22 protein-coding genes are annotated in these 26,706 nt (G+C 40.9%); 10 read left to right on the top strand and 12 right to left on the bottom strand.

The genetic code is table 11. The annotated features are described in order from the left end of the window. Positions 1–308 precede the first annotated feature (308 nt). The 3 genes from ACT3QP_RS05950 to ACT3QP_RS05960 all read left to right on the top strand — a co-directional run bounded on the left by ACT3QP_RS05950 (position 309) and on the right by ACT3QP_RS05960 (position 3,747). Entirely contained in the window at positions 309–1,223 is a 915-nt protein-coding gene (locus ACT3QP_RS05950) for a hypothetical protein (RefSeq protein ID WP_444524826.1), read from the top strand. Between the two features lie 57 nt (positions 1,224–1,280). Further along, positions 1,281–1,865, top strand: coding sequence for a YqiA/YcfP family alpha/beta fold hydrolase (locus tag ACT3QP_RS05955; RefSeq protein WP_444524827.1), 585 nt, complete (start codon positions 1,281–1,283; stop codon positions 1,863–1,865). Positions 1,866–2,841: 976 nt separating this feature from the next. Beyond that, the gene (locus tag ACT3QP_RS05960) at positions 2,842–3,747 is read left to right on the top strand and encodes a tetratricopeptide repeat protein (RefSeq protein ID WP_444524828.1); all 906 of its coding nucleotides are present in this window, start codon (positions 2,842–2,844) and stop codon (positions 3,745–3,747) included. Positions 3,748–3,925: 178 nt separating this feature from the next. On the opposite strand, the gene ACT3QP_RS05965 is transcribed toward ACT3QP_RS05960, so the two are convergent. The 6 genes from ACT3QP_RS05965 to ppsA form a co-directional block, all read right to left on the bottom strand. Next, a complete protein-coding gene (locus ACT3QP_RS05965) occupies positions 3,926–5,062 on the bottom strand; it encodes a glycerate kinase (RefSeq protein ID WP_444524829.1) in 1,137 nt (378 codons plus the stop codon). A 201-nt stretch (positions 5,063–5,263) separates the two neighbouring features. After that, the gene (rplI, locus tag ACT3QP_RS05970) at positions 5,264–5,770 is read right to left on the bottom strand and encodes a 50S ribosomal protein L9 (RefSeq protein WP_444524830.1); all 507 of its coding nucleotides are present in this window, start codon (positions 5,768–5,770) and stop codon (positions 5,264–5,266) included. 24 nt (positions 5,771–5,794) lie between these two features. After that, positions 5,795–6,025 (bottom strand): 30S ribosomal protein S18, encoded by a 231-nt coding sequence (gene rpsR, locus ACT3QP_RS05975; protein WP_010198808.1) that lies wholly within the window; start codon positions 6,023–6,025, stop codon positions 5,795–5,797. A 16-nt stretch (positions 6,026–6,041) separates the two neighbouring features. Then, the gene (gene rpsF, locus ACT3QP_RS05980; protein WP_057759380.1) at positions 6,042–6,446 is read right to left on the bottom strand and encodes a 30S ribosomal protein S6; all 405 of its coding nucleotides are present in this window, start codon (positions 6,444–6,446) and stop codon (positions 6,042–6,044) included. A gap of 294 nt (positions 6,447–6,740) precedes the next feature. Beyond that, positions 6,741–7,703 (bottom strand): RDD family protein, encoded by a 963-nt coding sequence (locus ACT3QP_RS05985; RefSeq protein WP_444524831.1) that lies wholly within the window; start codon positions 7,701–7,703, stop codon positions 6,741–6,743. 141 nt (positions 7,704–7,844) lie between these two features. Then, positions 7,845–10,229 (bottom strand): phosphoenolpyruvate synthase, encoded by a 2,385-nt coding sequence (gene ppsA / locus ACT3QP_RS05990; protein WP_444524832.1) that lies wholly within the window; start codon positions 10,227–10,229, stop codon positions 7,845–7,847. Between the two features lie 910 nt (positions 10,230–11,139). Between ppsA and ppsR the strand changes: the two genes are divergently transcribed. From ppsR to sthA, 3 genes are all read left to right on the top strand, one after another. Continuing rightward, positions 11,140–12,036 carry a posphoenolpyruvate synthetase regulatory kinase/phosphorylase PpsR gene (ppsR, locus tag ACT3QP_RS05995; protein ID WP_225739221.1) on the top strand — a complete coding sequence of 299 codons (897 nt, stop codon included), beginning with the start codon at positions 11,140–11,142 and terminating at the stop codon, positions 12,034–12,036. A 107-nt stretch (positions 12,037–12,143) separates the two neighbouring features. Continuing rightward, the gene (locus tag ACT3QP_RS06000) at positions 12,144–12,539 is read left to right on the top strand and encodes a DUF4377 domain-containing protein (RefSeq protein WP_444524833.1); all 396 of its coding nucleotides are present in this window, start codon (positions 12,144–12,146) and stop codon (positions 12,537–12,539) included. A gap of 81 nt (positions 12,540–12,620) precedes the next feature. Beyond that, on the top strand, positions 12,621–14,270 hold the full coding sequence (gene sthA / locus ACT3QP_RS06005; protein WP_192519843.1) for a Si-specific NAD(P)(+) transhydrogenase: 1,650 nt from the start codon (positions 12,621–12,623) through the stop codon (positions 14,268–14,270). Between the two features lie 115 nt (positions 14,271–14,385). Here the strand turns inward: sthA and ACT3QP_RS06010 are convergent, their stop codons facing one another. The 5 genes from ACT3QP_RS06010 to ACT3QP_RS06030 all read right to left on the bottom strand — a co-directional run bounded on the left by ACT3QP_RS06010 (position 14,386) and on the right by ACT3QP_RS06030 (position 20,711). Beyond that, a complete protein-coding gene (locus ACT3QP_RS06010) occupies positions 14,386–15,588 on the bottom strand; it encodes an ABC transporter permease (RefSeq protein ID WP_444524834.1) in 1,203 nt (400 codons plus the stop codon). After that, the gene (locus ACT3QP_RS06015; protein WP_444524835.1) at positions 15,588–16,826 is read right to left on the bottom strand and encodes an ABC transporter permease; all 1,239 of its coding nucleotides are present in this window, start codon (positions 16,824–16,826) and stop codon (positions 15,588–15,590) included. Before ACT3QP_RS06015 ends, ACT3QP_RS06010 begins: the two co-directional genes overlap by 1 nt. A 3-nt stretch (positions 16,827–16,829) precedes the next feature. Further along, positions 16,830–18,041: an HlyD family secretion protein gene (locus ACT3QP_RS06020; protein WP_444524836.1), complete on the bottom strand. Its 1,212-nt coding sequence runs from the start codon at positions 18,039–18,041 to the stop codon at positions 16,830–16,832. A gap of 66 nt (positions 18,042–18,107) precedes the next feature. Further along, on the bottom strand, positions 18,108–18,974 hold the full coding sequence (locus ACT3QP_RS06025) for a YihY/virulence factor BrkB family protein (RefSeq protein ID WP_444524837.1): 867 nt from the start codon (positions 18,972–18,974) through the stop codon (positions 18,108–18,110). 99 nt (positions 18,975–19,073) lie between these two features. Next, a complete protein-coding gene (locus ACT3QP_RS06030; protein WP_192519849.1) occupies positions 19,074–20,711 on the bottom strand; it encodes a TolC family protein in 1,638 nt (545 codons plus the stop codon). Positions 20,712–21,136: 425 nt separating this feature from the next. Here ACT3QP_RS06030 and glpK point away from each other — a divergent pair, with 425 nt between their 5' ends. From glpK to ACT3QP_RS06050, 4 genes are all read left to right on the top strand, one after another. Next, a complete protein-coding gene (glpK, locus tag ACT3QP_RS06035; RefSeq protein WP_444524838.1) occupies positions 21,137–22,720 on the top strand; it encodes a glycerol kinase GlpK in 1,584 nt (527 codons plus the stop codon). Between the two features lie 251 nt (positions 22,721–22,971). Then, positions 22,972–23,484, top strand: a complete 513-nt coding sequence (locus ACT3QP_RS06040; protein WP_444524839.1) for a hypothetical protein — start codon at positions 22,972–22,974, stop codon at positions 23,482–23,484. Between the two features lie 269 nt (positions 23,485–23,753). Next, a complete protein-coding gene (locus ACT3QP_RS06045) occupies positions 23,754–24,773 on the top strand; it encodes an endonuclease/exonuclease/phosphatase family protein (RefSeq protein ID WP_444524840.1) in 1,020 nt (339 codons plus the stop codon). A gap of 260 nt (positions 24,774–25,033) precedes the next feature. Next, complete coding sequence (locus ACT3QP_RS06050; RefSeq protein ID WP_192520790.1) at positions 25,034–25,732, top strand: TetR/AcrR family transcriptional regulator; 699 nt, start codon at positions 25,034–25,036, stop codon at positions 25,730–25,732. A 234-nt stretch (positions 25,733–25,966) separates the two neighbouring features. On the opposite strand, the gene ACT3QP_RS06055 is transcribed toward ACT3QP_RS06050, so the two are convergent. Further along, positions 25,967–26,431, bottom strand: a complete 465-nt coding sequence (locus tag ACT3QP_RS06055; protein ID WP_444524841.1) for a hypothetical protein — start codon at positions 26,429–26,431, stop codon at positions 25,967–25,969. Positions 26,432–26,706 lie beyond the last annotated feature (275 nt).

Below are 26,706 nucleotides of genomic sequence, written 5' to 3' on the forward strand. Positions count from 1 at the left end.
TTATTTACGTTTCGTTCAATGCTTCTCAATCTGTATAAATTCAAAAAATATATTTATTAATAAACAAAAAACTTAGTAGAAAAAAGCTCGTTAGCGTTGAGAAACGACTAGCGATGCGATAGCGAAGAGCTGTGGCTAAAAATCCTTACAATACGAGATTAAACCAAGCCGATTAATTTACTTATCTCCATAGATAATGACGTCATTTAAATAATGGCGAATAGACTCGGCTGGCTTGAAATCAGTAATTAGAATATAACAACAGCAAAAAACAGCGACAAAGCAATCAAAATAATAAGGATATGACTATGATGACATCAACCAGTCAATTTGAGAAAAAACGATTAGATAACTTTCAATGGTTAGCTGGTGACAAGCTATCTGGTATAACGGCACTAGCAAATGATGAAAAAGATCGAGTACGAAAACAGCCATTATTTTACCTCGAAACGGTTTCTGTAGACAGTTATGAAGATGACATTTACTTTGTGAACAATACTAATGAAACGCTCAGATGGGTAGCGCCTTTTAAACCCTATCAAAATATAGAACAAGCAAGGGCGAAGTTGGGTGATGTTAGTGATGAAAACTTACGTAAAGTGACGCTCTATAGTGATGATATCGACAGTTTATACACGGACATACTTCCCAAGCAGGGGGTGCGTATTGGCAGTGTTGATATTCTTTATGACAGTGATGCGCTGATGCAATGGTTTATACATGTGCCCTATAAAGGGCCAGATACTCATTATGCGATTTGGCAATTTAATGTCGTGGAGAAGGGCGGGATTCGAGGAACTTATTCATTGCTAGGGGAGGATTTTAGCAAGCCTTCGCATATGGTGAGTTGTGACTGTCTGTTTGAGCGAGCGGATATGCCAATCGAGGCCAGTGTATATAAAGAACGCTGTGAATTGTTAGAGCGCTTTATTGGTTCATTTGGTGTCTCAAATGCCATATTTGTATTGGCGATTAATGACGTACTTTATCGTTACTGTGTGGGTTGGAGTGCGCCCTATAGTGAATCGGATATACAGGCACATGACATTGCGATGAAATTACAAGAGAAAAAGCCAAAAGATGCAGAAGCGGTGAGAACCATTGTCCAGGCAGTTTATGATTTTTGGTTTAATGAGGGCTTTGCAAAAAATATCTCAATGCAGGCTTGTGAAGAGATTTTGAGCCTGTATCAAGCGCAGGTTGCTAGCCAAAAACCAGTTTAATTGATAAGCCAAGTTATCAAGAATAAGCCTAAATAATAATTAAAAAAGGAGAACCTTATGATGTTTCCTATCGAAAATAACGACACGTTTTTACTGTTTTTTCATGGTCTTGATTCAAGCAATGAGACCAGCAAATATACCTGTATTACACGTGAGCCTAAATACTGTCAAACGGTCAATTATCGAGACAATTTTGCAGAAATATTTGAGATTTACGATGATCTAATTCGTGAGAAAATGACACAGTATCCGCGAGTGGTATTGGCAGGGCATTCACTTGGCGGCTGGTTTGCCAATCATTTTGCCCATAAATATAACTTACGGGCATTATTGATTGCGCCCTGTATCTATCCTAGTGAGGTCTTAGCCGATCGTATTTTGGCAGTGGCAGATATGAAACTATCGTTCTCCACGTCGAACACTGAGATGGTGCGGGTTATGGTAGAAGTAGATGATGAAAGTCTTGATGTGGCAGTCGCTAGACGAACCTTAGTCAATCTCCCTGATAGTTGGGAAGTCGATTACTTTGCAGGTGGTCATCATCGCATCGCTCGTAGCAGTGATATCTGGTATCACTTAATGCATTTGTGTGAAGATCCCCTCGTGTGGATGGATGAGGCGACGTATCATGGTGAAGATTAGGGTATAGTCAATCCACTATGAAATAAGCACAGCGATGGTGTGCTACTTATATAATCTGTAGCCAGCTGTCTTTACTCATTTTAGATTTATGTGACTATAAAACGAAGTTAATAAAATTTATCCAACATATGTCTTATAAAGTTATGTATTTTCCACGTTACCTGTTACTATACGCCAGCAACAATTCTGAGATAATATACAATATTTTAAAGTTTTAGTATTTTTAGCGCTGATAGTTCAGAGAACTGATAATAGATATATTGTGAATGTCCTTTTTTAAGCTGATTATAGTGTATTTTTTTATTAAAAATTTAGGGGAAGTGACGTGGAAACTATAGGTCTTGTTTTATTTGTTATTGGTTTAATTGTTTCTTTTATTTATGGCATTAAATTGATAATTATAGCCTTTCAAGATTCGGTACTGTGGGGGCTATTATATCTGTTCCTTCCATTTGCAAACTTATACTTTATTATCACTCGCTGGCCAGATTGTAGTTCGCCATTTTTGAGATCACTGGTAGGCGCTGTATTTATGATAATAGGAGCTGTAATGGCTTCACCGTCGTTATAGTGCTAAAGCCTCAATAGGGAATAAAGCAGTTAGATAGTTGCAATGGCTTACTGCTCGAAGTGATGGTAATACATAAAAATAGCGTACTCATAATCTGAGTACGCTATTTGTTTATCATCTAAATGTAGGCTACATTCATACTGATCTTAGTATGCACCTTTGCTATAGATAAGCTCATAGCTGTGGCTGTAAATCTCGACGATGTTGCCAAACCGATCTTCTATATGACATTGTCACATGCGTATCAACGTTGCATCTTGTTCATAACAAAGATCAGTTAGTAGCAGTACCTATATATAAATGTTAAACACGCCATACTCTATTTATATATATTTCAATTTATTCTGTATCTATGGACTAATGATGAATATAAAGCTATTAAGAAATATCTGTCTTAAGATTATAATGACTTATATGATCGTTGGATTAACCATTTCCGCTACTGCGGAAGAGTCGATATCGATAAGAGATTTGACTACCATTGAGTCGCTAGCACAGCAAGGGAATGCCATTGCCCAGTATAATTTGGGTATCATGTATGCAGCAGGCTTAGATGTTGAGAAAAATAGTACAAAGGCTTTTGAGTGGTTGAATAAATCTGCCAATCAAGGGTTGGCTGAAGCACAATATAATATTGGTGTTATGTACAATGAAGGCATAGGCGTACCACAAAACTATGAAAAAGCCTTTGCCTACTATAGTAAGTCTGCTAAGCAAGGCTATGGTAGAGCTCAATACAATCTTGGTAATCTATATTCTACAGGTGAAGGTGTCGTTCAAAACGATATTAGAGCACTGAAGTATTGGCGGCAGGCAGCTGAACAAAATAACAAGTTAGCACAGTTTAATTTGGGCATTGCTTATGCCAATGCTAAAGGAGTTCCTAAAAATAATGCAACAGCGTTTAAGTGGTATCAAAAATCTGCTGAACAAGGAGTTGCTGACGCTCAATTTAATTTAGGTGTCCTGTATCAGCAGGGGCAAGGGGTTCATAAAAATAATACAAAAGCGGCTGAATGGTTCGAAAAAGCAGCTAAGCAAGGTATGGCACATGCTCAGTTTAACCTTGGCTCTATGTACTATAAAGGCGAGGGTGTAAAACTAGACTATAGCAAAGCGGCACATTGGTTTGAAAGCTATAGCCAGCTAGGTTATGAAGACGCGCAAAACCAATTAGCAAAAATTTATATTCTCAGTGACGGTGCCTATGGCGATAGAGTAGGCGGGCTAGCAGGGTTGAAGCGTATCTGTGACACTGGTATCCAAAAATATTGTGATATGTATACAGAATGGAGCCAAAAAACAAATTAAACGGTTTGGCTCTGTTCTGCTTGGAAGTAGGGTGTGTCACCAATGTACTAATTGATGATACGCCCTAGTGTAGTCGATACAATTTAAAAATAGTACAAGGTAACTGAGTGTAGGTGTATACGTGATACCTCAATAGGGACGCTGTAATACTTTTATAGTCGAGCTATTATAAGAATATCTAACTCATCTCAATACCTAAGCGCATAGCCGAAGCAATATTAGCAGCAGTAGTCTCAATGTTATTGTAAGCAGAACCTAACACGTTATCGATCGTGTCTACTTTTTGGATACTTGGCATAACCACATCGAACTGACTGGTCTGAGCAGGTTTTAGTCCATCGACGCTGCCGCAGATAGCGATAACAGGTGTACGGCTAGCCTTAGCAATTTGGCTTATACCACCAGCGACTTTGCCCATGGCTGTTTGTGCATCGAGCTTGCCTTCGCCAGTGGTAACCAAGTCCGCATCGGCAATATGTTGTGATAAGTTAGTCACTTCAGCAACCGTATCAAAACCAGATTTCAGATGGGCATCACAAAAGCTCATTAACGCATAGCCAAGACCGCCAGCTGCGCCAGCACCTGCCACCTCTTCACACTCCTGATAACCATGTTGGCCACAAATAGTCGCAAAGTGGCTTAATGCGTTGTCCAAGATATTAACTTGCTCTGGACAAGCGCCTTTTTGCGGGCCAAACACGGCGCTGGCACCTAGCAGACCGCATAATGGATTGGTCACATCACAAGCAACCTCAAATACCGTGTCTGATATCTTTGCGTGAAGGTTTGTATTATCGAGCTTATGTAGACTGGCAAGTGCACCGCCGCCCTGAGCTAATGAATGACCATCGACGTCATGAAAATCCATACCTAACGCAGTTAGCATACCAAGACCTGCATCATTGGTGGCACTACCACCCAGCCCAATAATGATACGCTTGGCGCCTTCTTCTAACGCATCTTCGATCAGCTCTCCAACACCATAACTGCTCGCAATCACAGGATTACGTTCATCGGCTGTTAGTAGATGTAATCCGCAGGCTTGAGCGATTTCGATGACAGCTGTGGCATCAGGCAATAATAAGTACTTTGCGGTGATAGGTCTCATCAGTGGGTCATGCACTCTGATTTTTTTCCAGCGCCCACCCAATACATAAGACAATACGGCAGAGGTGCCTTCACCACCATCAGCCATTGGCAGCAGCTTATAATCAGCGTCTGGAAACACTTGGCTAAAGCCGGACTGGATTGCATGACACACATCCAATGCCTCTAAACTTTCTTTAAACGAGTCAGGGGCGATCAAAATTTTCATGGATATTTCTCTGGGTGTTTTTTGAATGTCTTTTGGTATATGTTAGCGAATGTGTATCACCTTTTTTTAATGAGGACACGCTTCAATATTCTGGCAGCTCTTACTTAAACAAAATAGGGGGTAACAATAAAACATAGACAAAAAAAGCCAGCAACCTTAGGTTGCTGGCTTTTTATAGACCGAGTCTAACTATATAGAAGATTACTCTTCAGAATAGTCTTCGTCAGCAGCTTCTTCGTCAGCTGAATCTTCGTTGTTACCATCTTCAGAAAGAATGGTAACCAAGATGCTAGCAGTAACGTCATGGTGTAGCTGAATATCAACATTGTATTCGCCAACTTGACGTAGAGTGCCTTCAGGTAGCTTGATTTCAGCACGGTCTACTTCTAGACCTGAGTTAGTCAATGCTTCAGCGATATCGCGAGTACCGATAGAACCGAATAGCTTGCCTTCGTCACCTGATTTAGCACGCATGATGACATTAACATCAGTTAAAGCATCAGCACGCTCTTGAGCACTAGCGATTTCTTTTGCTTCTTCAGCTTCAAGCTCAGCACGACGTGCTTCGAACTTTTCAATGTTAGCTTTAGTAGCAGGTAGTGCTTTACCCAAAGGGATAAGAAAGTTACGTCCGTAACCTGGTTTTACATCGACAGTTTCACCGAGTTTACCAAGGTTGACGATACGCTGTAACAAAATAATTTGCATGAGTCATTCCTAGTTAATTAACGGTTAACCCTGATGGTTATCAGTGTATGGAAGTAGCGATAAGTAACGAGCTTGCTTGATAGCAGTAGCTAGTTGACGCTGATATTTAGTAGATGTACCGGTAATGCGGCTTGGTACGATTTTACCATTATCACTGATGTACTGTTTTAGCAATTCAACATCTTTATAGTCGATGTGAGTGATGCCTTCAGCAGTGAAACGGCAGAATTTGCGACGGCGATAGAAACGTGCCATGAGTATTCTCCTTTAATTAGTCTTCACTGTTGTCGTTGTCGTCGCTATCGTTTTCACGATTGTCTGGACGACGAGTAGTTGCTTTGCGTGCGCGTTTTTCATCGGCATTCTTGGCTAACTGCGACTCTTCAGTGACAGCTTCGTCACGGCGCATAACTAGACTACGAATGATCGCGTCGTTATAGCGGAATAATTCTTCAAGTTCAGCCAAAGTTTCACCGTCAGTTTCAATATTGAAAAGAACGTAGTGAGCTTTGTGAATCTTGTTGATTGGATATGCCAATTGACGGCGGCCCCAATCTTCTAAACGATGGATAACACCGTTATTGTCTTGAACTAACTTGATGTAGCGCTCAACCATGCCGACCACTTGGTCGCTTTGGTCTGGGTGTACAAGTAACACCAGTTCGTAATGTCGCATTATGACTCCTTACGGATTAGTAGCTATTAACCCTATGTTAATAGCAAGGAGATTTATAAGGTAAGCCCAATTCTGACCAGTTTTTATAAAAAACAATCTAGAATAAGCTTAGGATATAAAGCGCCGTATTATAGCAGTACTCAATCATTAACACAAAGGTTAATCGCTGAGATACTGCTAATAAACTATAAATTTCATAAATTGCTTTCTAATAACAAAAAAAAGCAACGATAATACGCTGCTTTTTTATAAGGGTTATCAGACACGTTGCTCATAACCAAACTTAACGAATGGTTATTTTATTTTTGGTTCTTTTGCTAACTGATTACTCTCTGCTTTCACTACCAATGTGTTGGCCAGTTTGTCATGCCAACCAATGTTTTGAGGGCTTTTTGAAGCCATGTAATAATGAATAGCTAAAGGTATGAATACTATAAATGAAGTAGAAAGAGGGATGTAGATTAGTGCTAATACAAGCGTGCGTATCACAACCAATTTGACAAAAGAAGGCAAACGATGAGTTGTTTGGTCGACCACACGAATACCAGTAATTAGTTTGCCTAACGACTGACCTCGTAAGATAATAAAAAGTAATTGCAAAGCGATAAGACCAAAAACCATAGCATTTGATATGAGCTGCGTAGCATGAGGAATACTTTCAGCAACACTTAAAGAATATTTAACCATCTCATCCATATTCTGTAAGTCTGTAGGTATGCCATCCAACTTGTTTATAGCTAGCATTAATGGCAAAAATGACATGATTAAAAGTAGCCAATCAAGTGCCGTTGCTAATACTCGCGACATGATAGGCGCAAGAACAACATTACCAAGAACTTTATCTTGAGCTGAAATATTCTTACTGCTAGCCTTTTTATTTAATGACACATTATGATGCGGTGTGTGATGACGGTTGGTTGTCATATTCGCATCTTTATCAGTGACTTTTGGACGTTCAGGCTTGCCATACAGTCTATCTAACGATACAGATTGTCTGTCCTCACCATCACTGGCTTTATCTTCAGGAAATACAGTGACGTTATTGATAATAGAGTCATTGGCATCTGGGCGGCTAATGGTAGCGGGTCGATAAACCGTTTGGTTGTTGGTCAAGTTGCCGACACGCTGCCATTGGTCTAAGCCTTCATGCCACATTAAATCATCTAGCAGTACTTCACCAGATGCCAACATAATATTAAGCTGATCCAAACTGTATGGACCGGCTTGTACGTTATTTCGAGCAAGGAAAATCTGCATAATTGCCTACATAGTTAGTCATGTCTTAAATCACATTTTATAATACATAATATTAGGGTCTATTTAATATTTTTCAAATAGACCCTAATAAGTGTATCTTTAATAATGGTGTGAATTACCGCTGTGACTTGACGTTACGGCTTATTTGGTTTCTTCACCAGCTAAAAAGAACCAAGTATCTAGTACTGAGTCAGGGTTTAATGACACTGAGTTGATACCTTGTTCCATCAACCAATAAGCAAGATCTGGATGGTCTGATGGACCTTGACCACAGATACCGACATATTTGTTTTGCTTACGGCAGGCATCGATTGCCATAGTTAACAGCTTCTTAACAGCAGGATCACGTTCATCAAATAGATGTGAGACGATACCTGAGTCACGATCTAGACCAAGGGTCAACTGAGTCAAATCGTTAGAACCGATTGAGAAACCATCGAAGTACTCTAGGAATTCATCTGCCAATAGTGCATTGGTTGGTAGTTCACACATCATGATAACACGCAAACCGTTTTCGCCACGCTTTAGACCATTTTTCTCTAGTAGCTCGATGACTTCTTTGGCTTCGCCAATCGTACGCACGAATGGAATCATAATCTCGACGTTGGTCAGTCCCATGTCATCACGGACACGCTTTAGTGCTTTACACTCAAGTTCAAAGCAATCGCGGAAGTTGTCAGATACATAACGACTTGCACCACGGAAACCAAGCATTGGGTTTTCTTCTGATGGCTCGTATAATTTACCGCCCAACAAGTTAGCGTATTCGTTTGATTTGAAATCTGACATACGAACGATAACTGGCTGATTCATAAAGGCAACCGCTAAGGTTGAGATACCTTCGACCAATTTATCAACATAGAAGTCAACAGGTGAGGCATAACCGGCGATACGCTCTTGGATGGCTTGTGATATTTCACGTGGCAAGGTATTCATGTTCAATAGTGCTTTTGGATGCACACCAATCATACGGTTGATGATGAACTCAAGGCGAGCAAGACCAATGCCTTCGTTTGGCATTTGGGTGAATGAGAAAGCGCGATCTGGGTTACCGACGTTCATCATTACTTTAAATGCTAGCTCTGGCATCGTTTCAACAGAGTTGGTTTGCACTTCAAAGTCAATTTGGCTTTCATAAATAAAACCAGTATCACCTTCGGCACAAGAAGCAGTCACATCTTGACCGTCAACCAATAGCTCAGTTGCGTTACCACAACCAACGATAGCTGGAACACCTAGTTCACGTGCGATAATAGCCGCGTGACAAGTACGACCACCACGGTTGGTGATGATGGCAGAGGCACGTTTCATGACTGGCTCCCAGTCAGGATCCGTCATGTCTGATACGAGGATATCGCCGTCTTGTACTTTGTCCATCTCGTTTAGGTTGCTAACGATACGCACTTTACCTGAACCGATACGTTGACCGATTGAGCGGCCTTCGCATAGTATTTTTGCGTCGGTAGTATCAATGATGTAACGCTCCATGACATTGCTGTCTTGGCGGCTCTTAACCGTTTCAGGGCGTGCCTGAACGATAAATATCTCATTGGTGTCGCCGTCTTTAGCCCATTCGATATCCATCGCTTGGCCATAATGTTTTTCGATCGTTACCGCTTGTTTAGCAAGAGAGGTTAGCTCTTCAGTAGATAGTGAGAATTGCATGCGATCTTGTTTTTCAACATCGACAGTTTTCACAGATTTAGCTGTACTCCCTTCGTCACCATAAATCATTTTCTTATGCTTGCTGCCTAGATTACGGCGAATAACTGACGGCTTACCATTGGCTAACAACTGCTTTGATATATAAAATTCATCTGGATTAACCGCGCCCTGAACGACCATTTCACCTAGGCCGTAGCTTGATGTGATAAATACCACTTGATCAAAACCACTTTCGGTATCTAGCGTGAACATTACACCAGCCGCACCAGTTTCTGAGCGAACCATGCGTTGTACAGCGGCAGATAGTGCAACACCTTCGTGCTCAAAGCCTTTGTGTACACGATAAGAGATTGCGCGATCATTGTATAAAGAAGCAAACACTTCTTTGATAGCGATTAGGACGTTATCAATACCGCGAATGTTTAGGAATGTCTCTTGCTGACCTGCGAATGAAGCATCTGGTAAATCTTCAGCAGTTGCAGAAGAACGTACGGCAACAGCGATGTCTTCGCCGCCGCTCATTGCTTCAAATGACTCACGAACTTCTTGTTCAAGATCTTTTGGTAGTTCTTGCTCAATAATCCAAGTACGAATTTTTTTGCCAGTCTCTGCAAGCTTGTTAACATCATCTACGTCTAATGTTTTTAGCTCATTATTGATTTTTTCTAGCAAACCTGTTTCGTTCAAAAAGCGGTTAAACGCATTTGAAGTGGTGGCAAAACCGCCTGGAACACTGACACCTAAATCAGATAAATGGCTGATCATTTCGCCTAATGAGGCGTTTTTACCACCGACCATATCAATATCGTCTTTTCCTAGCTGATCTAGATTGATTACAAGTGCTGTAGATTGCGCTGCCATGATAACTCCAGAAAATAAGGTTATTTAGTAAGGATTATAACGGTGGATTATACCGCTATATTAGGACAATTTCGAGGGGTTAAATCAAAAAAATTGTTAAAAACAGACAAATTATGGAGTTTACTACATAATTTTGAGCAGCTTTTCGAAAAACTTACTTTCTACGCTAGCGTAAAAATATCGAAAAAAGCCAATATATCCCCGTCTGACAACCCTAAATGAGACTATAAATAGCCAATTCAAGGACTATTACAGATAGATGGTGTGTGTTTTAGAAACTTCGTGCTTATATAGGTGTGTAATAGTCATTTTTAGTTCAATCGAACAGGGTATGAATATCGTTTTGTTTAGGACGTGTTAAACATTCACAAATACTTTCTGTCAGTGCCATGATCGAATATCAAACACATCTTACTATTTATAGAGTGTTTATTCGCTCGCTTTATTGGTATGAAACAGACTCTAAATATTGAAGTTATGCAATTACCAAGGTGTCATAACAGGCTTGGTGAAAGAGTCGCTAATCTCAGTATGTCCTAGAGATATAGTTGGCTTTTATATTGGTTTCTAAGTACGCATCTGTAACATTAATTTCTATTAGGCCGCTATTATGCGTATAATATAGAGCATAAATAATGTAGGTCTGTTATTGCATATATATTGAATATCAAGGCTGATTTATATAGGCGCTAAATATGTCTAGGGGATGGCTTCAATTCACTCGACAGCCATCTAAACGGAATAAATATCGTCAAATAGCCGGTTCATATCCCGATACTATCTGCGCGATTTTCCTTGTTTGACGATCATTTTTATCACTATTTTTAAAATGAAGACACGTCCTAGAGTAGTATGAAAAATATAAGCCAAAAAAAGATTATCATTGTGTTTCCAATTGAGGTGCCAACGTATGTACTCAAACAACCCTACTGAACAAGTGAAGTCCACTATTCAAAACCGGCATGCATTAAACTTAGACAGCTCACAAGCTGTTAGAACCGCATTTTTTATCTCAGATGGGACAGCAATTACGGCTGAGACATTGGGCCGTGCTATTTTGAGTCAGTTTGCTTCGGTACCTTTTGAAACCAGAGTGTTGCCTTATGTGGACAGCCTTGAGCGTGCGGAAGATACGGTTGAGCAAATCAATATGGCCTATCAACGAGATGGTTTACTACCTTTGGTGTTTGATACGATAGTCAACCCTGAGATTCGTGAAAAAATCAACGCAGCACAAAGTTGTAACTTGGATATGTATGAGGGTTTGATTGGGCGAGTCGCGGAAGAGACCGGTGTAGAGCCTGATGGGCACTCAGGTCATGCCCATGATAATGTTGATTCTGAGACCTATAAAGAGCGTATTGACGCAGTGCATTTTGCTTTAGATAACGATGATGGCGCACGTACCCGTCATTATAATGCGGCGGATATCATTTTGGTTGGGGTGTCACGCTCTGGTAAAACCCCAACGTCACTATACTTAGCGTTACAGTTTGGTATTCGAGCAGCCAATTATCCTTTGACTGAAGATGATTTGTACGACAATCAATTACCAAAAGCATTGCGTGAGCATAAAGACAAATTGTTTGGTCTGCTTATTGATACAGATCGTTTGGTGAAAATCCGCCAAGAGCGCCGCGCGGGTAGTCGTTATTCTAGTTATCAGCAATGCCAGCAGGAGCAGCGTGCGATACAAGGGATTTATATCACTCATGGCATCCCCAGCTTGGATGTATCCGAGATGTCTGTTGAAGAAATTGCCACTCGTATTCTACAAATGACAGGTCTGAAACGTCGTATTGGTTAAAGATTGATAAAACTCAATTAAACATTAACTGTTTAACCCTTGAAGATTGTTTATACCATTATTAATATCGTCATTTAATACAACCTCATTATCCTATAGAGAATATTATGAGTTTAGCTTATAAGTCTAGCAAGACCCCTTTATTATTAACCAGTTTTTTAAGCGTAGCGACATTATTGACAGCCTGTCAGACGTCACGTCAACCAGTCCCTGAGCCGCGCTATGTACCAACCATTGTCTTAGGTGACGCGCAAATGCTAACCATCATGCCAAACCGTGTGGCCTGTGCTTCGGAATTACCGATGCAGTGTTTGCTTGCCAAATCTAGCAAAGACGGTAGCATGTTTGAAGTTCCTTATGATTGGATTGAGGGTTTTGAGCCAACGCTTGGTACTGAATACGTGATCAGTGCCCGCCCGCAAATCGATGAAGCAGAACAAAGTCCTAATGGCTATTGGACATTGCAAAACATTGTCTCACAACGTATGGTAGGAATGCCTTAGTACGGTGATACTAACTCACTCAAATTTTGATTCGTTCATGACCTAAATATCAAACCAATAAGTACATATAAAGAGGATACGATGGGAACTAAAAAACCAAGCGATGCAACTAATGATATCGGTGAAGAAAGCCATACTGAAGTATCTAATAAAGCAAGTAGTCACGCGCCTAATCCTGAGCACACTGTCGGAAAAAACAAACAACAAAAAATTGAACAAACCCATGAGCAAGTCACTGATGATGTGATGCATCACCCTGATCTTGTGAATCCTCTCGATGACACACGAATTGATATCAAATCTGGTTTTACCAAAGATTCACGTCGTCTAAAAAGCGACAACCATGCATACGAATATGACGCAGTTGTTTTAGGAGCAGGTCCTGCTGGTGAAGCGGCTGCTATGAAACTGACTAAGTCTGGCAAAAGAGTAGCGGTCGTTGATCCACGTGATCAAGTAGGTGGTAACTCTACTCATGTAGGCACGATTCCAAGTAAAGCGCTACGCCAATCAGTATTTAACTTAATTAACTTCCGCCGTGACCCGATGTTTACTAAGGCGATGGAATATAAGCAAGTACCCCTAAATGAAGTGTTGGCCAAGGCGCGTCAAGTAATACGTCGTCAAGTTAATACGCACACGCGTTTTTATGAGCGCAACCGCATTGAAGTGATTCACGGTTGGGCCAGCTTTATCGATGCCCATACATTACGTATTGAAACCGATGACAATGTGTTTGAAACCATTACTTTTAACAAAGCGATTATTACCGTTGGTAGCCGTCCTTACCGTCCTGATATTCTAGACTTTGATCATCCACGCGTTTTTGATTCTGATAAAATTCTGCAAATGGATTATGTGGTCAAAAAAATCATCATTTATGGTGCAGGCGTAATTGGTTGTGAGTATGCGTCTATCTTTACTGGTTTGGGTTACAAGGTTGATTTAATCAATAACCAAGATCAGCTGCTCAATTATTTGGACAGCGAAATCAGCGATGCTATCGCTCATGATTTTAGACAATTTGGTGTGCTGATCCGTAGTAATGAAGAGATTGATCATCTTGAAACGCACGATGATTATGTGGTCTTACATCTAAAGAGTGGTAAGAGAATCAAATCTGATGCCATTCTATGGTCCAATGGTCGCTCAGGTAATACCGAAGGTCTGAACTTAGAAGCGGTTGGTCTGAAAGCCAATAGCCGCGGTCAGTTGAAAGTTGACGACACATATTGCACTGATATTAAAAACATCTACGCTGCTGGTGACGTGATTGGTTGGCCATCTCTGGCATCTGCCGCTTATGACCAAGGTCGCTGTGCTGCTGCCTTTATGGTAGGTGATGATGATGCCGAGCCAGTATCTAGTGTGCCGACTGGTATCTATACCATTCCTGAAATCTCTTGTATTGGTAAAACAGAGCAAGAGCTGACGGATGAAAAAGTTCCTTATGAAGTGGGTCAGGCGTTCTTTAAGCATTTAGCACGTGCGCAAATTATTGGTGAGCGTTCAGGCGTACTAAAGATTTTGTTCCATCGTGATACGCTAGAGATCTTGGGTATCCATTGCTACGGCAATCATGCGTCAGAGATTATTCATATTGGTCAAGCCGTTATGAAGTGTAAGAGTAATAATACGCTTGAGTATTTTGTGAACACCACTTTTAACTACCCAACGATGGCCGAAGCGTACCGTGTCGCGGCATTGAATGGTTTGAATCGAGTTTTTTAAATCATCGCCTATTTATATTGTATAAATCAAAAAAGCGCCTGCTAATATTAGCAGGCGCTTTTTTGATAGCTGGTTTATCAATATAAAACAGGCCTATTAAACCACTTACTCCATGTTATGAAATGGTTTTATGCTGCTTCATAGTGGTATACCAGCGAATGAGCAAGAGTAATATAAAGTAGAATATCCATAAAGCGGCGAGTGCATACAGCCCAGTAGAGATTTGGGATACACTGGCACCCATTTGGTTTAGCTGTACAGAAGTGTTGATGGCTGGTGTCGTCGGTATTAACCAACGAATGATCTGTAAAAATTCTGGCAATTGGTTTGCAGGCCACGGATAGCCACTGATAAAAAACATCGGCAATGAGCTAAAAATAAGAATTTGCATACCGCGTTCACGTTGACGGAACCATAAGCCTAGTACGCAGCCGAGAGTTGCAACTGTTGGGCAGAATATTAGTAGAAATAACAAGCTGCCGAGCATGTTTTGTCCGCGCGGATAGTGATGAAGCTCAAACGCCCAGCCATAATAAAAGCAGCCGATCACAAAGCTACACGCACTTAGCGCTGAAATACGACCAAGCCAGCCACGGATGCTACTCATGTGCCGACGCTGCTCATACCATGTTCCAATCAGCATCGTCGTCGACATTAAAAGTGTTTGCTGTAAAATTAGAATAGAAACCGCTGGCACGATGTACGCGCCATAGCCTTCTGTTTGATTGTATAAAGGAATGATTTGTAAGGGTACCGCTTGAGTGTTTGCTTTTGCGGTTACTGGATACACACCTTGTGCTACGTTCTTCTTAATCTCGATACCAGCTGATACGGTGCTAACGGCTTTCAAAAATCCCATCTGAACATTTTTATTCAATAGAAAATAACCACCATTGCCTAATACACTGACGCTCGCTGATTTTCCAGAGAGTACTTGCTGTTCAAGGCCGCTCGGAATCACCATATACCCAGCGATTTCATCTGCCCAAATGGCCCGTTTGGCATCTTGTTCATTGAGAAACCGCTTAGTATCTAACTGCGGACTGGCACTGGCATAGCGTACGACAGTCTGTGATAAGTTACTGTTGTCATAGTCAATGATACCAACGGGCACATGATCGATTACCTCGGTCGAATATGGCCAAGGATAAAAAAAGCCATAAATAATAGGCGCAATCATTAATAGTAACAGCACACCTTTATCAGAAAATATGCCTTTAAAAGTCTCCAAGAACCCACCCCAAAATGTTGGGGATGTTGCTTGCAGTGTTGAGTGTTCAGCCATAGAAGACGGATTTTGTTTTGGTAACAATGACATTAGCGTGCTCCCCAGCGTTCTGGATGTGCCAATGCACGTTTGGTCAATAGCGTCGTCAAGATCATCGTAATGGTCGTCGCAATTGTGAGGCCATAGACAATCGGTAATGACACAGCCACAGGGGCGTTCATCTGTAATTGTGCAATGTGTAGCTTTAAATAATGTGTGAGTGGTAGCACGTCTGACCAATGCTTGGCATTGTCACTGATAGCAATATACGGAAAAGTGACACCTGCAAAGGCATAAGAAGGGGCAGAAATAAAACCAGTAGACGATAAGCCCATGCGTAAAGAAAACGAATTTAGGGTTAAGATGGCACCAATAAGAAATGACAGCATCATTAGTAAAAGCAGACCGACATAAGTAGCAATCACTGAGCCAATAGCAATAACGTCTTGTGGTGCAGCGAACCAAACAGCAAGCATTGACCAGATGCTATAAGCCATCATGGGCCAAAAATACTTGCCCAATAAACCGAATAACAGTACAGAAAATCTAGCCTGTCTAGGTTGAGTATCTTCATCAACTGTATCTGTTTTTTTATTAGTAATAAAGTCGTACCAATGGCCTATGTTTTTATCACGCAGCTCACGTCCTATCGTCGTTGCTCCGATGACCATTGCTAAAATATGTAGTAGTGCGGGAATTACCGTTGAGGCCAAAAACTGCTGATAGTTAGTTGCAGTGTTGAATAGACTGATACGCTGTATACTAATCGGCGAATAGGCAATCACTGCTTGTGATGGTGCCATGCCTTGCTTGACCAAACGCTGTATCTCAACACCAGCCGATAACGTGCCAGTAACGGCTTGAACACCAGTTTGGATGATGCCTGAATGTGTACCGTACTGAGCATTCACTTGCAATATTAAAGGGGCAGGCTTGCCAGATAAAATATTACGAGAGAAATCTTCAGGAATAATAACAACGGCATAGATATTACGCTGCAAAATGGCTTTTTCTGCCACAGCTTCTGAAGTATAAAGCTGCTTGACCATCAAGGTAGGACTGGCTTCTAAATAACGCACAACAGTATTGGCAACAGGACCATTGTCTTGGTCGATCACTCCGATAGGCAAGTCTGTAATTTGCGTATGAGAAAATATCCACCAAATCAATAGCACAGTTGCTAATGGTATCCAAATCACCATCGCCAAGTCCCACGAGTTTTTGGACAAAAATCGTCGCTCGTACGCAGCACTACGAAAAAAAGCCTCACTTAACTTGGTCAGGCTCATGGCTTACTCTTGATTCTTAGTGTTAGTAGACGCTGAATCAATGCTCACAACCACGCTCATGCCCGAACGAATACGGGCGTCTGGAGTGGTAGGACGCGCTTTCACCTCAAAGGTACGCACATCAAAGCCGTCATCATTGTTGGTTGGGCGCCAAGTTGCAAAGTCAGATAAGGTTGACGTGGCATAGACGGTAAACTCTTTAGTATAAGGCTTATTCACTGATGACAATGCTGGAATCGTACCTGTGAATTTTTGCCCGATTGCTAGTTGGTTTAAATAGGTTTCTGTGACATTGAGTACGACCCACTGATCACTGGTATCGACCAACGTCAGTAGAGGAACACCTTCTCCAATGACTTCACCGGCATTGACAATAACGTCATCCACGATACCAGCGATAGGGCTTTTTAAGTTGGCTTCTTCTTTTGCGACCAGTGCTTCGTCCAGTTTTGCATCGACTTGCGCGACTTGCGCTGTGGCGGCTGATTTATCTTCAGTGCGTGCGCCTTCTAATGCTAGGTCATATTGCAATAGCGCCGCTTCAGTTTGGTCTTGGGTGGCCAGATATTGGGCATAAGCTTCATCGCGTTTTTGCCGTGCCATTAGTCCTTCTTCATACAGACGATTGACCCGTCGATAGGTGTTTTCTGCCAAATCAGAACCTGCTTTGTTGGCTTGCCATGCTGCCTTTGCTTGAGCAATTTCTTGTGGGCGAGCACCGTTTTCTGCTTTATCTAACTGACTCTGTGCCATCTGTTTGCCAGCACGTGCTTGATTAATTTTGGCATTAATCTCAGGTGAGTCCATTTGAATCAGCTGCTGACCGATGGTAACAGTATCGCCTTCAGTGACTAAGATTTTTGATATGCGTCCAGGTACTTTTGCAGCGATAGAGGTTTGCTGCATTTGCATTTGCCCTTGCAAGGTAATGGCCTCGGGCTCACTGTGTTGATTGCTCTTATACAAACCATAAGCAACCATACCCAGCACAATGAGAATAATCAGTGCTAGGATGGCTTTTTTGATTAGGGCAGATTTGTCAGTTTTTATTGCCTCGCGTTTATAAGGCGGCACGGTTTGCTCTGCGTTAGCACTCGCGTTGTCAATATTAGAATCAATCGGTGTTTGCTCATGCTGACCATTATTTGATTCAGTAGAGCTATCTGAGTCGTTTACTTTGCGTGAGTCGCCTGATTCGTTGGTAGATTCAGTCATGACGGTGAGGTTCCTAAAGCAATAAAGCGAAGAGTAGAGGTAAAAAATTGATGACTAGGACACGCCCTAGTACACTCGAGTAGCATAAGGTTTGGCATCTTCTATGGCTTCAGAGTTAAAGATAGCTCCAAAAGCGACAATAAATGCTGAATAATAAAGCCACAGCATAATGACCACGGCAGCTGATAGTGCGCCAAACTCAGCACTATAGTTGTTAAAGTTTTGGACATAAATTGAAAATAGTACAGACAATATAATCCAAAGAATGGTTGCTAGCGCTGAGCCTGGCACTAGTTTCTTTAGTGCGACTGCGCCACGGTTAGGGGCTAGGCGATAAAAGCCCAAAAAGCTTAAAAAGATGATACCAGTCAATATAGGCCACCTGCTCCAAAGTGCAATTGTCTTAGCAATTTGAGGGAAGGGAAAGTAGGCTGCCGCTAATGGAATGATAGCGATAGAGGAGATTGTTATAATTAATATTACAACTGCGGCGAAGGTCAAGCCAATTGATCGAATGGTACTTTGTATAAAGCCACGCTCTTGCGTGATATGAAAAGCAAGATTGACAAGAACGATTAACGATTTGATGCCTTTAGAGCCAGCATAAAGAGCAAATGAAGTCGATACAATAAGACTGACAGTCAGTGTAGATGCAGTACTAGAAACCAGATCGCTTAGGCGTGAATTGAGGACTTCGTATACCGTATCAGGTACAAACGGACGCAAAATTGCAATCTGTTCTTGCATCTCAGTGAGCGAAAAGGCCAGACCATATAGCAGCACAAATACTGCCATTACTGGAAAAATTGATAAAAACCCAAAAAAACCTACGCTCGCGCAGTGTGCCCAAACATTAGAAGTGTTTGCGATACGCCACGTTTTCAATAAAGGCTGTAGCCAGCCAACTACAGATTTAAACGTCAGTTTTTTCATAAAATATTTTATTTGTTCACAGTAAGATGAGTGTATCAATTGGCAGCTTTATGATAATCAGTATAAATATTTATCAGTATGCCTTATGACGTTAAATCATTACTCAGTATATAAAGTTGGCAATTGAATATCAGCTGCGTTGAGATAGGTGTTAAAAGCTAATGGCGTGCCACAGCTTTGCATCAGCGCAGCCAGTGATTGCACGTAACTATTTGCTGCTTGTGCTTGTTCAGTACGGGCTTTTAGTGACTGCGTTTGTGCTTGTACGACCTCAATCGGCGTGTTGACACCTTCTTGTAGCCCTAACTGTCGCAAGCGTAATACTTCAGCCGCTAGATCAACATTGCTTTGTAACGCCTGATAACGTGACTGAGCATTATTGACGTCGTGCCAGTTTTTTTCGACCAGTAATAATAGGTTGTCACTGACTTCGATCTCAGAAAGATCAGCTTGGCGTATTTTGGCATTACTTGATGCCAGCGATGCCGTTTTGTCTAGCCCGCCCCATAGCTTCCAGCTTGCGGAGATACCGGCGACCCAACTGGGATCCTTCTCGACTTGTCCATAACCATACAACATCACTGTAGGCTTATAACCAGTATCAGATAATGCATGTAACTGCTCTGCTTGTTTACGTTTGGCAGCGACTTTTTGTAGGCCTGGATGATTGGCAAGCGCTAAATCTTGAAAGTACGTGACATCTGGCAGAGGACGACTAGAAACGAATAGTGGTGTTGTGGGTTTGATACGGTATTCCGTACGCAATAGGCGCTGCAAAGCCATCATTGCAAGTCGTGCATCGTTATTAGCATTGACAGATTCGCTTTTTGCATCTGCCAGTGCAGACTGTGCTTCTAGACGATCCACACGCGAGATAAAGCCTTCTTCAAACAGTCGCTGAGCCATATGATCCGTTTGCTGAAGTGTGTCATAAGCATCTTCGCGCAGATAAGCGGCAATGATGGCCAATTGCGCTTTGAAGTATCGTTCAATTAAGGTGTTATATAGCTCGTTCTTATCTAATAAGCTGTCTGCGATGGCTTCTTGGGTACGTGCCTCAGAAGCACTAGTCAATGCTGTGGTGCGTCCGGCAGTATAAATAGGCCATAATACGCCGACTCCTGCACCCGATGTTGAACCTGAACGTTTTAACTCATAAGAATCAGGGATGCGCTCATCAGCCAATTCGCCCAAATTCGGCAGATTTGGAAAATAAGGTGCTAGGCTGTCAGCCTCATTGACAACACCGCTTTTGAGTGACGATAAATCAAGATCGGTGTCCAAGTTGTAAGCCGTAGCTGACACTCGTGCAAATACAAGCGGGTTGTCTAACGTATCGAGAGCATCTGTTTGATATTCACTTGAAGCAATCGCAGCTTGATTGGCTGCTAATTTGGGTGAGACTTGCAGTAAAATATTCTGTGCTTGTTCAAGACTCAATAAGCTAGGTACTTCTAATGAATAGCTACTATCGATATTTTTATGAGTGGTTGGGTCCACTAGCGTTTTTAAATTAGGCTGTTGCTGAGATATTTCTATTTCGCTATTGGTGGCAATGGTTTTATTTTTGGCATAGCTTTTTTGAATATTGCTTTGGTTGTCAGCATCATTGATTGGCGTTACTTGGTTTGGGGACTCAATATCATTTTCGTTTGCACTTGCAAGATTAGAAGCAGCCAAGGCCATGAGTGTAAACATCATGACTGAATTAGACAGAGTCGATAGAGCAAATTTCATAAGTCACATAAGCCATTAATTAGAATGCAAGGTTTTTGATATCATATAACGTCTTAAATATTTCAATAACAATAACCGTTTATTTATCGCTATCTACTGATAAATCGAGGACAAAATACAGTCTTCTTAACAGAGATATAAAGTGCGTTATCGACAACAAAGCGTACACTGTAGTGCCACAATAGTGACGGGTCAATAGTCAATACTCTCCTGTTTTCTATTGTATAGTCAATAGTAGTATGCTAGTAGATAGATTTATTTTAAAAATATTCGTTTATAAGTAATGCTGTAGCGAATACTACGAATGGCTATTTTTGGGGTATGAACGGTTCATTATTGAATAATTATTATGTTGCATGGTGTTATTAAACAAGATGAACCATTACAAAATACAGAATAAAAAATATTAAAAAAAGGTACTCGTTATGTCAGGATATATTTTGGCGCTAGATCAAGGAACTACATCAAGTCGAGCGATACTGTATGACGATCTCGCACGGTCGATAAAAATGGTTCAGCAGCCCACGACTTTGCAAACGCCAAAAGCGGGGTATGTCGAGCAAGATGCGCTACAAATTTGGCAGACACAGATTAGCTGTGCACATGATGTGATTAATCGCGCAGGACTACTAGCCACTGATGTTGCCAGTATTGCGATTACCAACCAACGTGAATCTATTGTCATGTGGGATAGGCAAACAGGTAAACCTTTAGCTCCTGCTATCATTTGGCAAGACCGCCGTACCGAGGATTATTGTAGAACATTGGCTGCTGAAAGCGTCGCTAAAGACAGCAATGACGACATGGTAAGCGAAGTACAACGTATTACAGGGTTGCGTTTAGATCCGTATTTTAGTGCCAGCAAAATTGCTTGGATGCTCGAAAATAACCCCAAATTGAGTGTACGTGCCCATAAAGGTGAAATAGCTGTCGGAACCATAGACAGTTGGCTTATTTATAAGTTGACTGGTGGTGAGCATGTCATTGATGTAACCAATGCGTCTCGTACCTTGTTGTTTGATATCCATAAGCTGACTTGGTCAGAAGCGTTGTGTGCGCGTTTTTCGATACCTATGAATATTTTGCCCAAAGTGGTTGCTTCTGATGGTGACTTTGGAAAAACCAAAAAAGGACTGTTTGCCAAACAAATCCCTATTCATGCTGTATTAGGTGACCAACAAGCCGCGCTTTTTGGACAAGGCTGTCTTGATTCAGGCATGGCAAAAAACACTTATGGTACAGGGTGTTTTATGCTGATGAATATTGGTCAAATACCAAAGTTAAGCGAGCATAAGCTGTTGACGACGATTGCGTGGCAACGACGACCTATATCGGCTCGTCCAGACAGTTTATCGTTTGATCAGATCGTGCAGTCTGGTAAGCGTATGTTGCAGCCACCCAAAAAAGAAGTCACTTATGCTTTAGAGGGTAGTGTGTTTATGGCGGGCGCGATCGTCCAATGGTTACGTGATAATTTAGGCATGATTCAAAAAAGTAGCGATATTGAAGATTTAGCACGGCAAGTGGAGAGTAGTGAAGACGTAGTGTTACTGCCTGCATTTACAGGGTTAGGTGCTCCTTATTGGCGTTCGGACATCAGTGCAAGTATTACGGGAATGAGCCGTGGCACGACCAAAGCACACATTGCCAGAGCAGCCCTAGAAGCAGTGGCTTATCAAACGTATGACGTTCTTATCGCTATGCAAAAAGACAGTCCTCATCCACTAACTGAGTTAAGAGTGGATGGTGGCGCTGCAAATAATGATTTGCTTATGCAGTTCCAAGCCGACTTACTAGACGTGCCAGTACTGCGCCCGAGAGATACAGAAATCACTGCCAAAGGTGCTGCATTACTTGCAGGATTAAAAACTGGATTGTATGACGACACAACGATGCAAGCGTCATGGCAAGTTGATCGGGTTTTTGAACCTACAATGTCCAATGATGAGCGAGATCAGCACCTTAATAAGTGGCGTCAGGCGATCGATAGAGCGTTGAAAGTATTATAAATTCTAAAATAATCTCATCAATTAGCTGGATCACTTAATCGAAAATTACTTAAAGTACTCTGCTTTCCTACAAAAACGTTGTAAAGATACAGGCTGTAACGCAAGATAATCGTAACTTGGACATAGTTTACATAACCGGTCTATCTGTCATTACCCATAAATTCTTATACTTTAGATGGATTAAGCGGAATATGCTAATTCTTTATTAAAAAATAAATCTAATATATAACAAATAATTTAAGGATAATAATATGAGTAACTATGATGATATTGATCGCAGTGAAGTAAAACATATGACAAAAGAGAGTAAGCAAGACTTAAATGCTGACATCATCACAGGTGAACCAGGTTCTCACCCATTAGGAACGGGTATTGGTGGCGTGGGCGGTGCGGCCGCAGGTGCTGCTATTGGTACGATGGCAGGTCCACTAGGAACATTGATTGGTGGTGCTATTGGTGCAGTTGTTGGTGGCGGAGCAGGTCATGCAGCAGCAGAGGCTATTGATCCTACTCACGAAGAAGCTTACTGGCGTGCAGAATATGCAAACATGGACTACTATAAAGAAGGTTACGATTTTGATCGTGACTTACATCCAGCGTACGCAGTAGGTTATGCTAATCGTGCTAACTATCCTGTAGATGCTCGTTTTGAAGATCATGAGGCAGATTTAGAACGCTCATGGCACGAAGTCAAGGGCGAGTCACGTATGGAGTGGAAAGATGCACGTAAAGCTTCACGTGATGCATGGAATCGCGTGTCTTAATTGAGATTATTCTTGAGTATTAGATGATGAGGTTAATCTAACAGTAAGATTAACTGACAGTAAGTAAATAGTAGATAAGCTTACTACCTCATTACCAAATTTAGTGTGGTTGTAGAATTTACTATACTGACAATCAAGATAAATAAGATTTATGTTATTTTATCGCTCCTAAAGTTATCTTTGGGAGCTTTTTTGTTGTATATTATTAACTATAAATATATTTTATGATGTATGAAGAAATTGATAATAATTAGAATGGTGAGTAATTTATGGTTAATAATGACAGTGACAAACAGTTTTATATAGCCACTGCTAATTTACTTAATTTTGCTAATCCAAATCGAATTTATTATGACAATGCGCCTGCTTACAGTGATGATGAATACGAGCACAAGTTAGGTGGTATTAGTAGCCTTTTAGCAAAGGCAAACGCTGATATCATTGCAGTACAAGAGGTATGGGACAGCCAAGCGTTAACAGATTTAGCTGTTTCATTGGGGTTTAAGCGCGAGCATGTTGTCGCGCCACTAGCCAGTAATGATGTTTCTAGTCCTCATACGCAGGGTAAAGGTGCGCAAAATACCCCTGCTGTTGGTATTATTAGTCGTTTTAAACATTTAGAAAGCAGTTTATTAACAGACATTGAGCCAAAAGCGGTGATTGATATTCCTGATATTGGTCCTCATCAGCACTTTAATCGTCCACCGTTGATTTTGCGTGTTGATGCGTATGGACAACCGATTACGATTGTTACTGCACATTTAAAAAGTAAGCGTGCTTTTTTTCTACGTGATGATAAAGGTCACTTACTAGAAGATATGGATGACCCAAACATTCGAGTTCGTGCCAAACTGCGTAGTTTATGTATGCGTGCTGCAGAAGCTGCTTCTATCCGCATGTCTGTCATTGAAAGACTACATCATACTCAGGAGCCATTGATTCTGTTAGGTGATATGAATGACGTTACGGGTAGTGTGACCACTCAGTTGATGGCGGAGACTGGGGAAGTCAATTATGATAAGAGCATGCGTGATGTTGCACTATTCGATGCCGCTCGTATTCAAGCGCGTTATGGTTGGATGAAAGATGTGGCATATACCCATATATATCAAGGTATGCCAGAAATAATTGACCAGCTATTTGTTTCAGAAGAGTTTTTGCCTGACAGCAAGTATTCGCTAGGTCAGGTTGAACGGGTGGACTATTTTAATGATCATTTGAAGTGGGATTATGCAGATAGAGTCATCGATCATGGTATTATAAGAGCAAAAATTAAACTTAATGATTAAACCTAATCATTAAGTTTGATATATTGAATTGCATTAAATGGTTAACTCTATTAGATTGTTGACCTATACTTTACTATTACTTAACTTATTTATCTTCCTTGCTTGATGGTGTACAAGCGTTTATGATGCCTCTCCGTTAGAGATGGTGCGCATATTAGCGTGACATTGTTAGTTAACATAGCTTAATTTTTAAATAAAAATTAATATTATCTAATGAAGTTTGTATCTATAAAACAGGGTGTAATATTAAGAGGCCTATGATGAGCGAAAATAAAGACGAAAAGATTGAAGATGTGTTGGTAGACTCGGAGCTAGCAAAAAAGCTTGTACCGAATAAATTTAAGTTTACGAGTCAGCAAGGTCGAGCACGTCGCCAAAAGTTGTTGGCGGGTGCCAAAAAATTGAGTGAAACACTGCCCATTAATGATATCACTTTGGCCGCTGTGTGTGAAGAAGCAGGTATCCCACGAGCTTCTGCCTATCACTTCTTTCCTAATATCGAAGCAATATTTTTAGCATTACGCTTTTTAAATGCTATTGAAATATTAGAGATCGTAGAAACAGTTGATATTGGTAATTATGATAGATGGCAGGGTTATCTGACGGCACTCATCGATCAGTGTGTGACGATATTCCATAATGATGAAACCAAAGCTAAGCTTATTTATGATACCAATACGCCTGATTTCGAAGGTGATAGCTTCGGTGAAGATATCAACTATCAAATCATTGATTTGGTTTATAAGCGTTTGTCAGAGCGTTATGAAATGCCAGGTTTCCATGATATCCAAGATACGTTGTTGATTGCTTATAGCATTATCAACTCTATATTTACGTTATCTTATCGTCGTCATCAAAAAATTACTGATGAGTATATCCAAGAAGCGAATATTGCATTCATCGCTTACTTACGTTGCTATCTACCAGAAAAGCTACCACGTAAAAAATCATCAGTGTAGAGCGTTAAAGAATATTGAAGCTATGTAAACACAAAAAAGCCAACATGACATGTTGGCTTTTTTGTGTTTACTGTTTTTAGCGATGTTTTTGTCGATAGATCTGGCCGTGATTGTTTTACAGAGTCGGTGTCGACATTTGCTTATGGCACGTATCACGACTATATCTCTGTAGGAGGGTGTTATTAGTAAGTCGTTTCTCTTACTATGCGCATATTTATGAAGGTTATAAGTGTTTTAATCTACCATGGTATTAAATGCAACGGCTGCTGATTTTTTCGCTGGTAATAACTTTATATCCCAACGTAAGGTGCGATATTCAGATAAAGGGATTTTAATCATCTTGCCATTTATTTTTCGCATCAAAGGTATATGGCCGTAATTTTTGCTATCAATACTGGCAAGTGCGCTAGCCGGGTAAGCTTCACCCGTAAAGACCATATTGGCGGGAATAGGTAGTATCACCGCCATATCCCTAATGTCTTTGTCTAGTGCATTGGTATAAGTTGCTTTGTATTGAACGATGGTGCCAGTGGGTGCGGTGCGTATCGGTATATAGCTGGTTTGACCTTCAGCATCTTTCATCACTTTGGTTGCTGTTAGTGTCATCTTTAATGCATTATTAGCCTGAGCAGTATTTAATAAAAATATCGATGCTAAACTTGTTAATACAGCACCACGTAAAATATCAAAACCTTTCATATCGTGTTCCTTGCATAACATACATTGTTACTATTCATACAATCCCGTTTTGTGCATCTTAATATAGGTATTTGTAGTTCAGCAATAGGGCGCTAGTCTAGGGCATGTCCTTAATTCAATCGATAGTTATCTAAATGGGTTAAAAATAGCTAAATCTTGCCAAACGGCGTCAAATAGCTGACTAATATCTCGATATTATCTGCGCTATTTTCCTTGTTTGACGGCAATTTATCTCATTTTTATCACCATTTCTAAAATGAGGACACGCCCTAGTA

It is taken from the genome of Psychrobacter sp. AOP7-B1-24 (assembly GCF_052376215.1).
Classification (GTDB): Bacteria; Pseudomonadota; Gammaproteobacteria; order Pseudomonadales; family Moraxellaceae; genus Psychrobacter.

Coding starts and splice junctions, on each gene's coding strand:
- ACT3QP_RS05985 (WP_444524831.1), bottom strand. CDS start 7,703: ATGCAGATTTTCCTTGCTCGAAATAACGTACAAGCCGGTCCATACAGT.
- ACT3QP_RS06045 (WP_444524840.1), top strand. CDS start 23,754: ATGGTTAATAATGACAGTGACAAACAGTTTTATATAGCCACTGCTAAT.
- ppsA (WP_444524832.1), bottom strand. CDS start 10,229: ATGGCAGCGCAATCTACAGCACTTGTAATCAATCTAGATCAGCTAGGA.
- ACT3QP_RS06030 (WP_192519849.1), bottom strand. CDS start 20,711: ATGAAATTTGCTCTATCGACTCTGTCTAATTCAGTCATGATGTTTACA.
- ACT3QP_RS06050 (WP_192520790.1), top strand. CDS start 25,034: ATGAGCGAAAATAAAGACGAAAAGATTGAAGATGTGTTGGTAGACTCG.
- ACT3QP_RS05955 (WP_444524827.1), top strand. CDS start 1,281: ATGATGTTTCCTATCGAAAATAACGACACGTTTTTACTGTTTTTTCAT.
- ppsR (WP_225739221.1), top strand. CDS start 11,140: ATGTACTCAAACAACCCTACTGAACAAGTGAAGTCCACTATTCAAAAC.
- rpsR (WP_010198808.1), bottom strand. CDS start 6,025: ATGGCACGTTTCTATCGCCGTCGCAAATTCTGCCGTTTCACTGCTGAA.
- ACT3QP_RS06040 (WP_444524839.1), top strand. CDS start 22,972: ATGAGTAACTATGATGATATTGATCGCAGTGAAGTAAAACATATGACA.
- glpK (WP_444524838.1), top strand. CDS start 21,137: ATGTCAGGATATATTTTGGCGCTAGATCAAGGAACTACATCAAGTCGA.
- ACT3QP_RS06025 (WP_444524837.1), bottom strand. CDS start 18,974: ATGAAAAAACTGACGTTTAAATCTGTAGTTGGCTGGCTACAGCCTTTA.
- ACT3QP_RS05960 (WP_444524828.1), top strand. CDS start 2,842: ATGACTTATATGATCGTTGGATTAACCATTTCCGCTACTGCGGAAGAG.
- ACT3QP_RS05950 (WP_444524826.1), top strand. CDS start 309: ATGATGACATCAACCAGTCAATTTGAGAAAAAACGATTAGATAACTTT.
- ACT3QP_RS06020 (WP_444524836.1), bottom strand. CDS start 18,041: ATGACTGAATCTACCAACGAATCAGGCGACTCACGCAAAGTAAACGAC.
- ACT3QP_RS06055 (WP_444524841.1), bottom strand. CDS start 26,431: ATGAAAGGTTTTGATATTTTACGTGGTGCTGTATTAACAAGTTTAGCA.
- rplI (WP_444524830.1), bottom strand. CDS start 5,770: ATGCAAATTATTTTGTTACAGCGTATCGTCAACCTTGGTAAACTCGGT.
- sthA (WP_192519843.1), top strand. CDS start 12,621: ATGGGAACTAAAAAACCAAGCGATGCAACTAATGATATCGGTGAAGAA.
- ACT3QP_RS05965 (WP_444524829.1), bottom strand. CDS start 5,062: ATGAAAATTTTGATCGCCCCTGACTCGTTTAAAGAAAGTTTAGAGGCA.
- ACT3QP_RS06015 (WP_444524835.1), bottom strand. CDS start 16,826: ATGAGCCTGACCAAGTTAAGTGAGGCTTTTTTTCGTAGTGCTGCGTAC.
- ACT3QP_RS06000 (WP_444524833.1), top strand. CDS start 12,144: ATGAGTTTAGCTTATAAGTCTAGCAAGACCCCTTTATTATTAACCAGT.
- ACT3QP_RS06010 (WP_444524834.1), bottom strand. CDS start 15,588: ATGTCATTGTTACCAAAACAAAATCCGTCTTCTATGGCTGAACACTCA.
- rpsF (WP_057759380.1), bottom strand. CDS start 6,446: ATGCGACATTACGAACTGGTGTTACTTGTACACCCAGACCAAAGCGAC.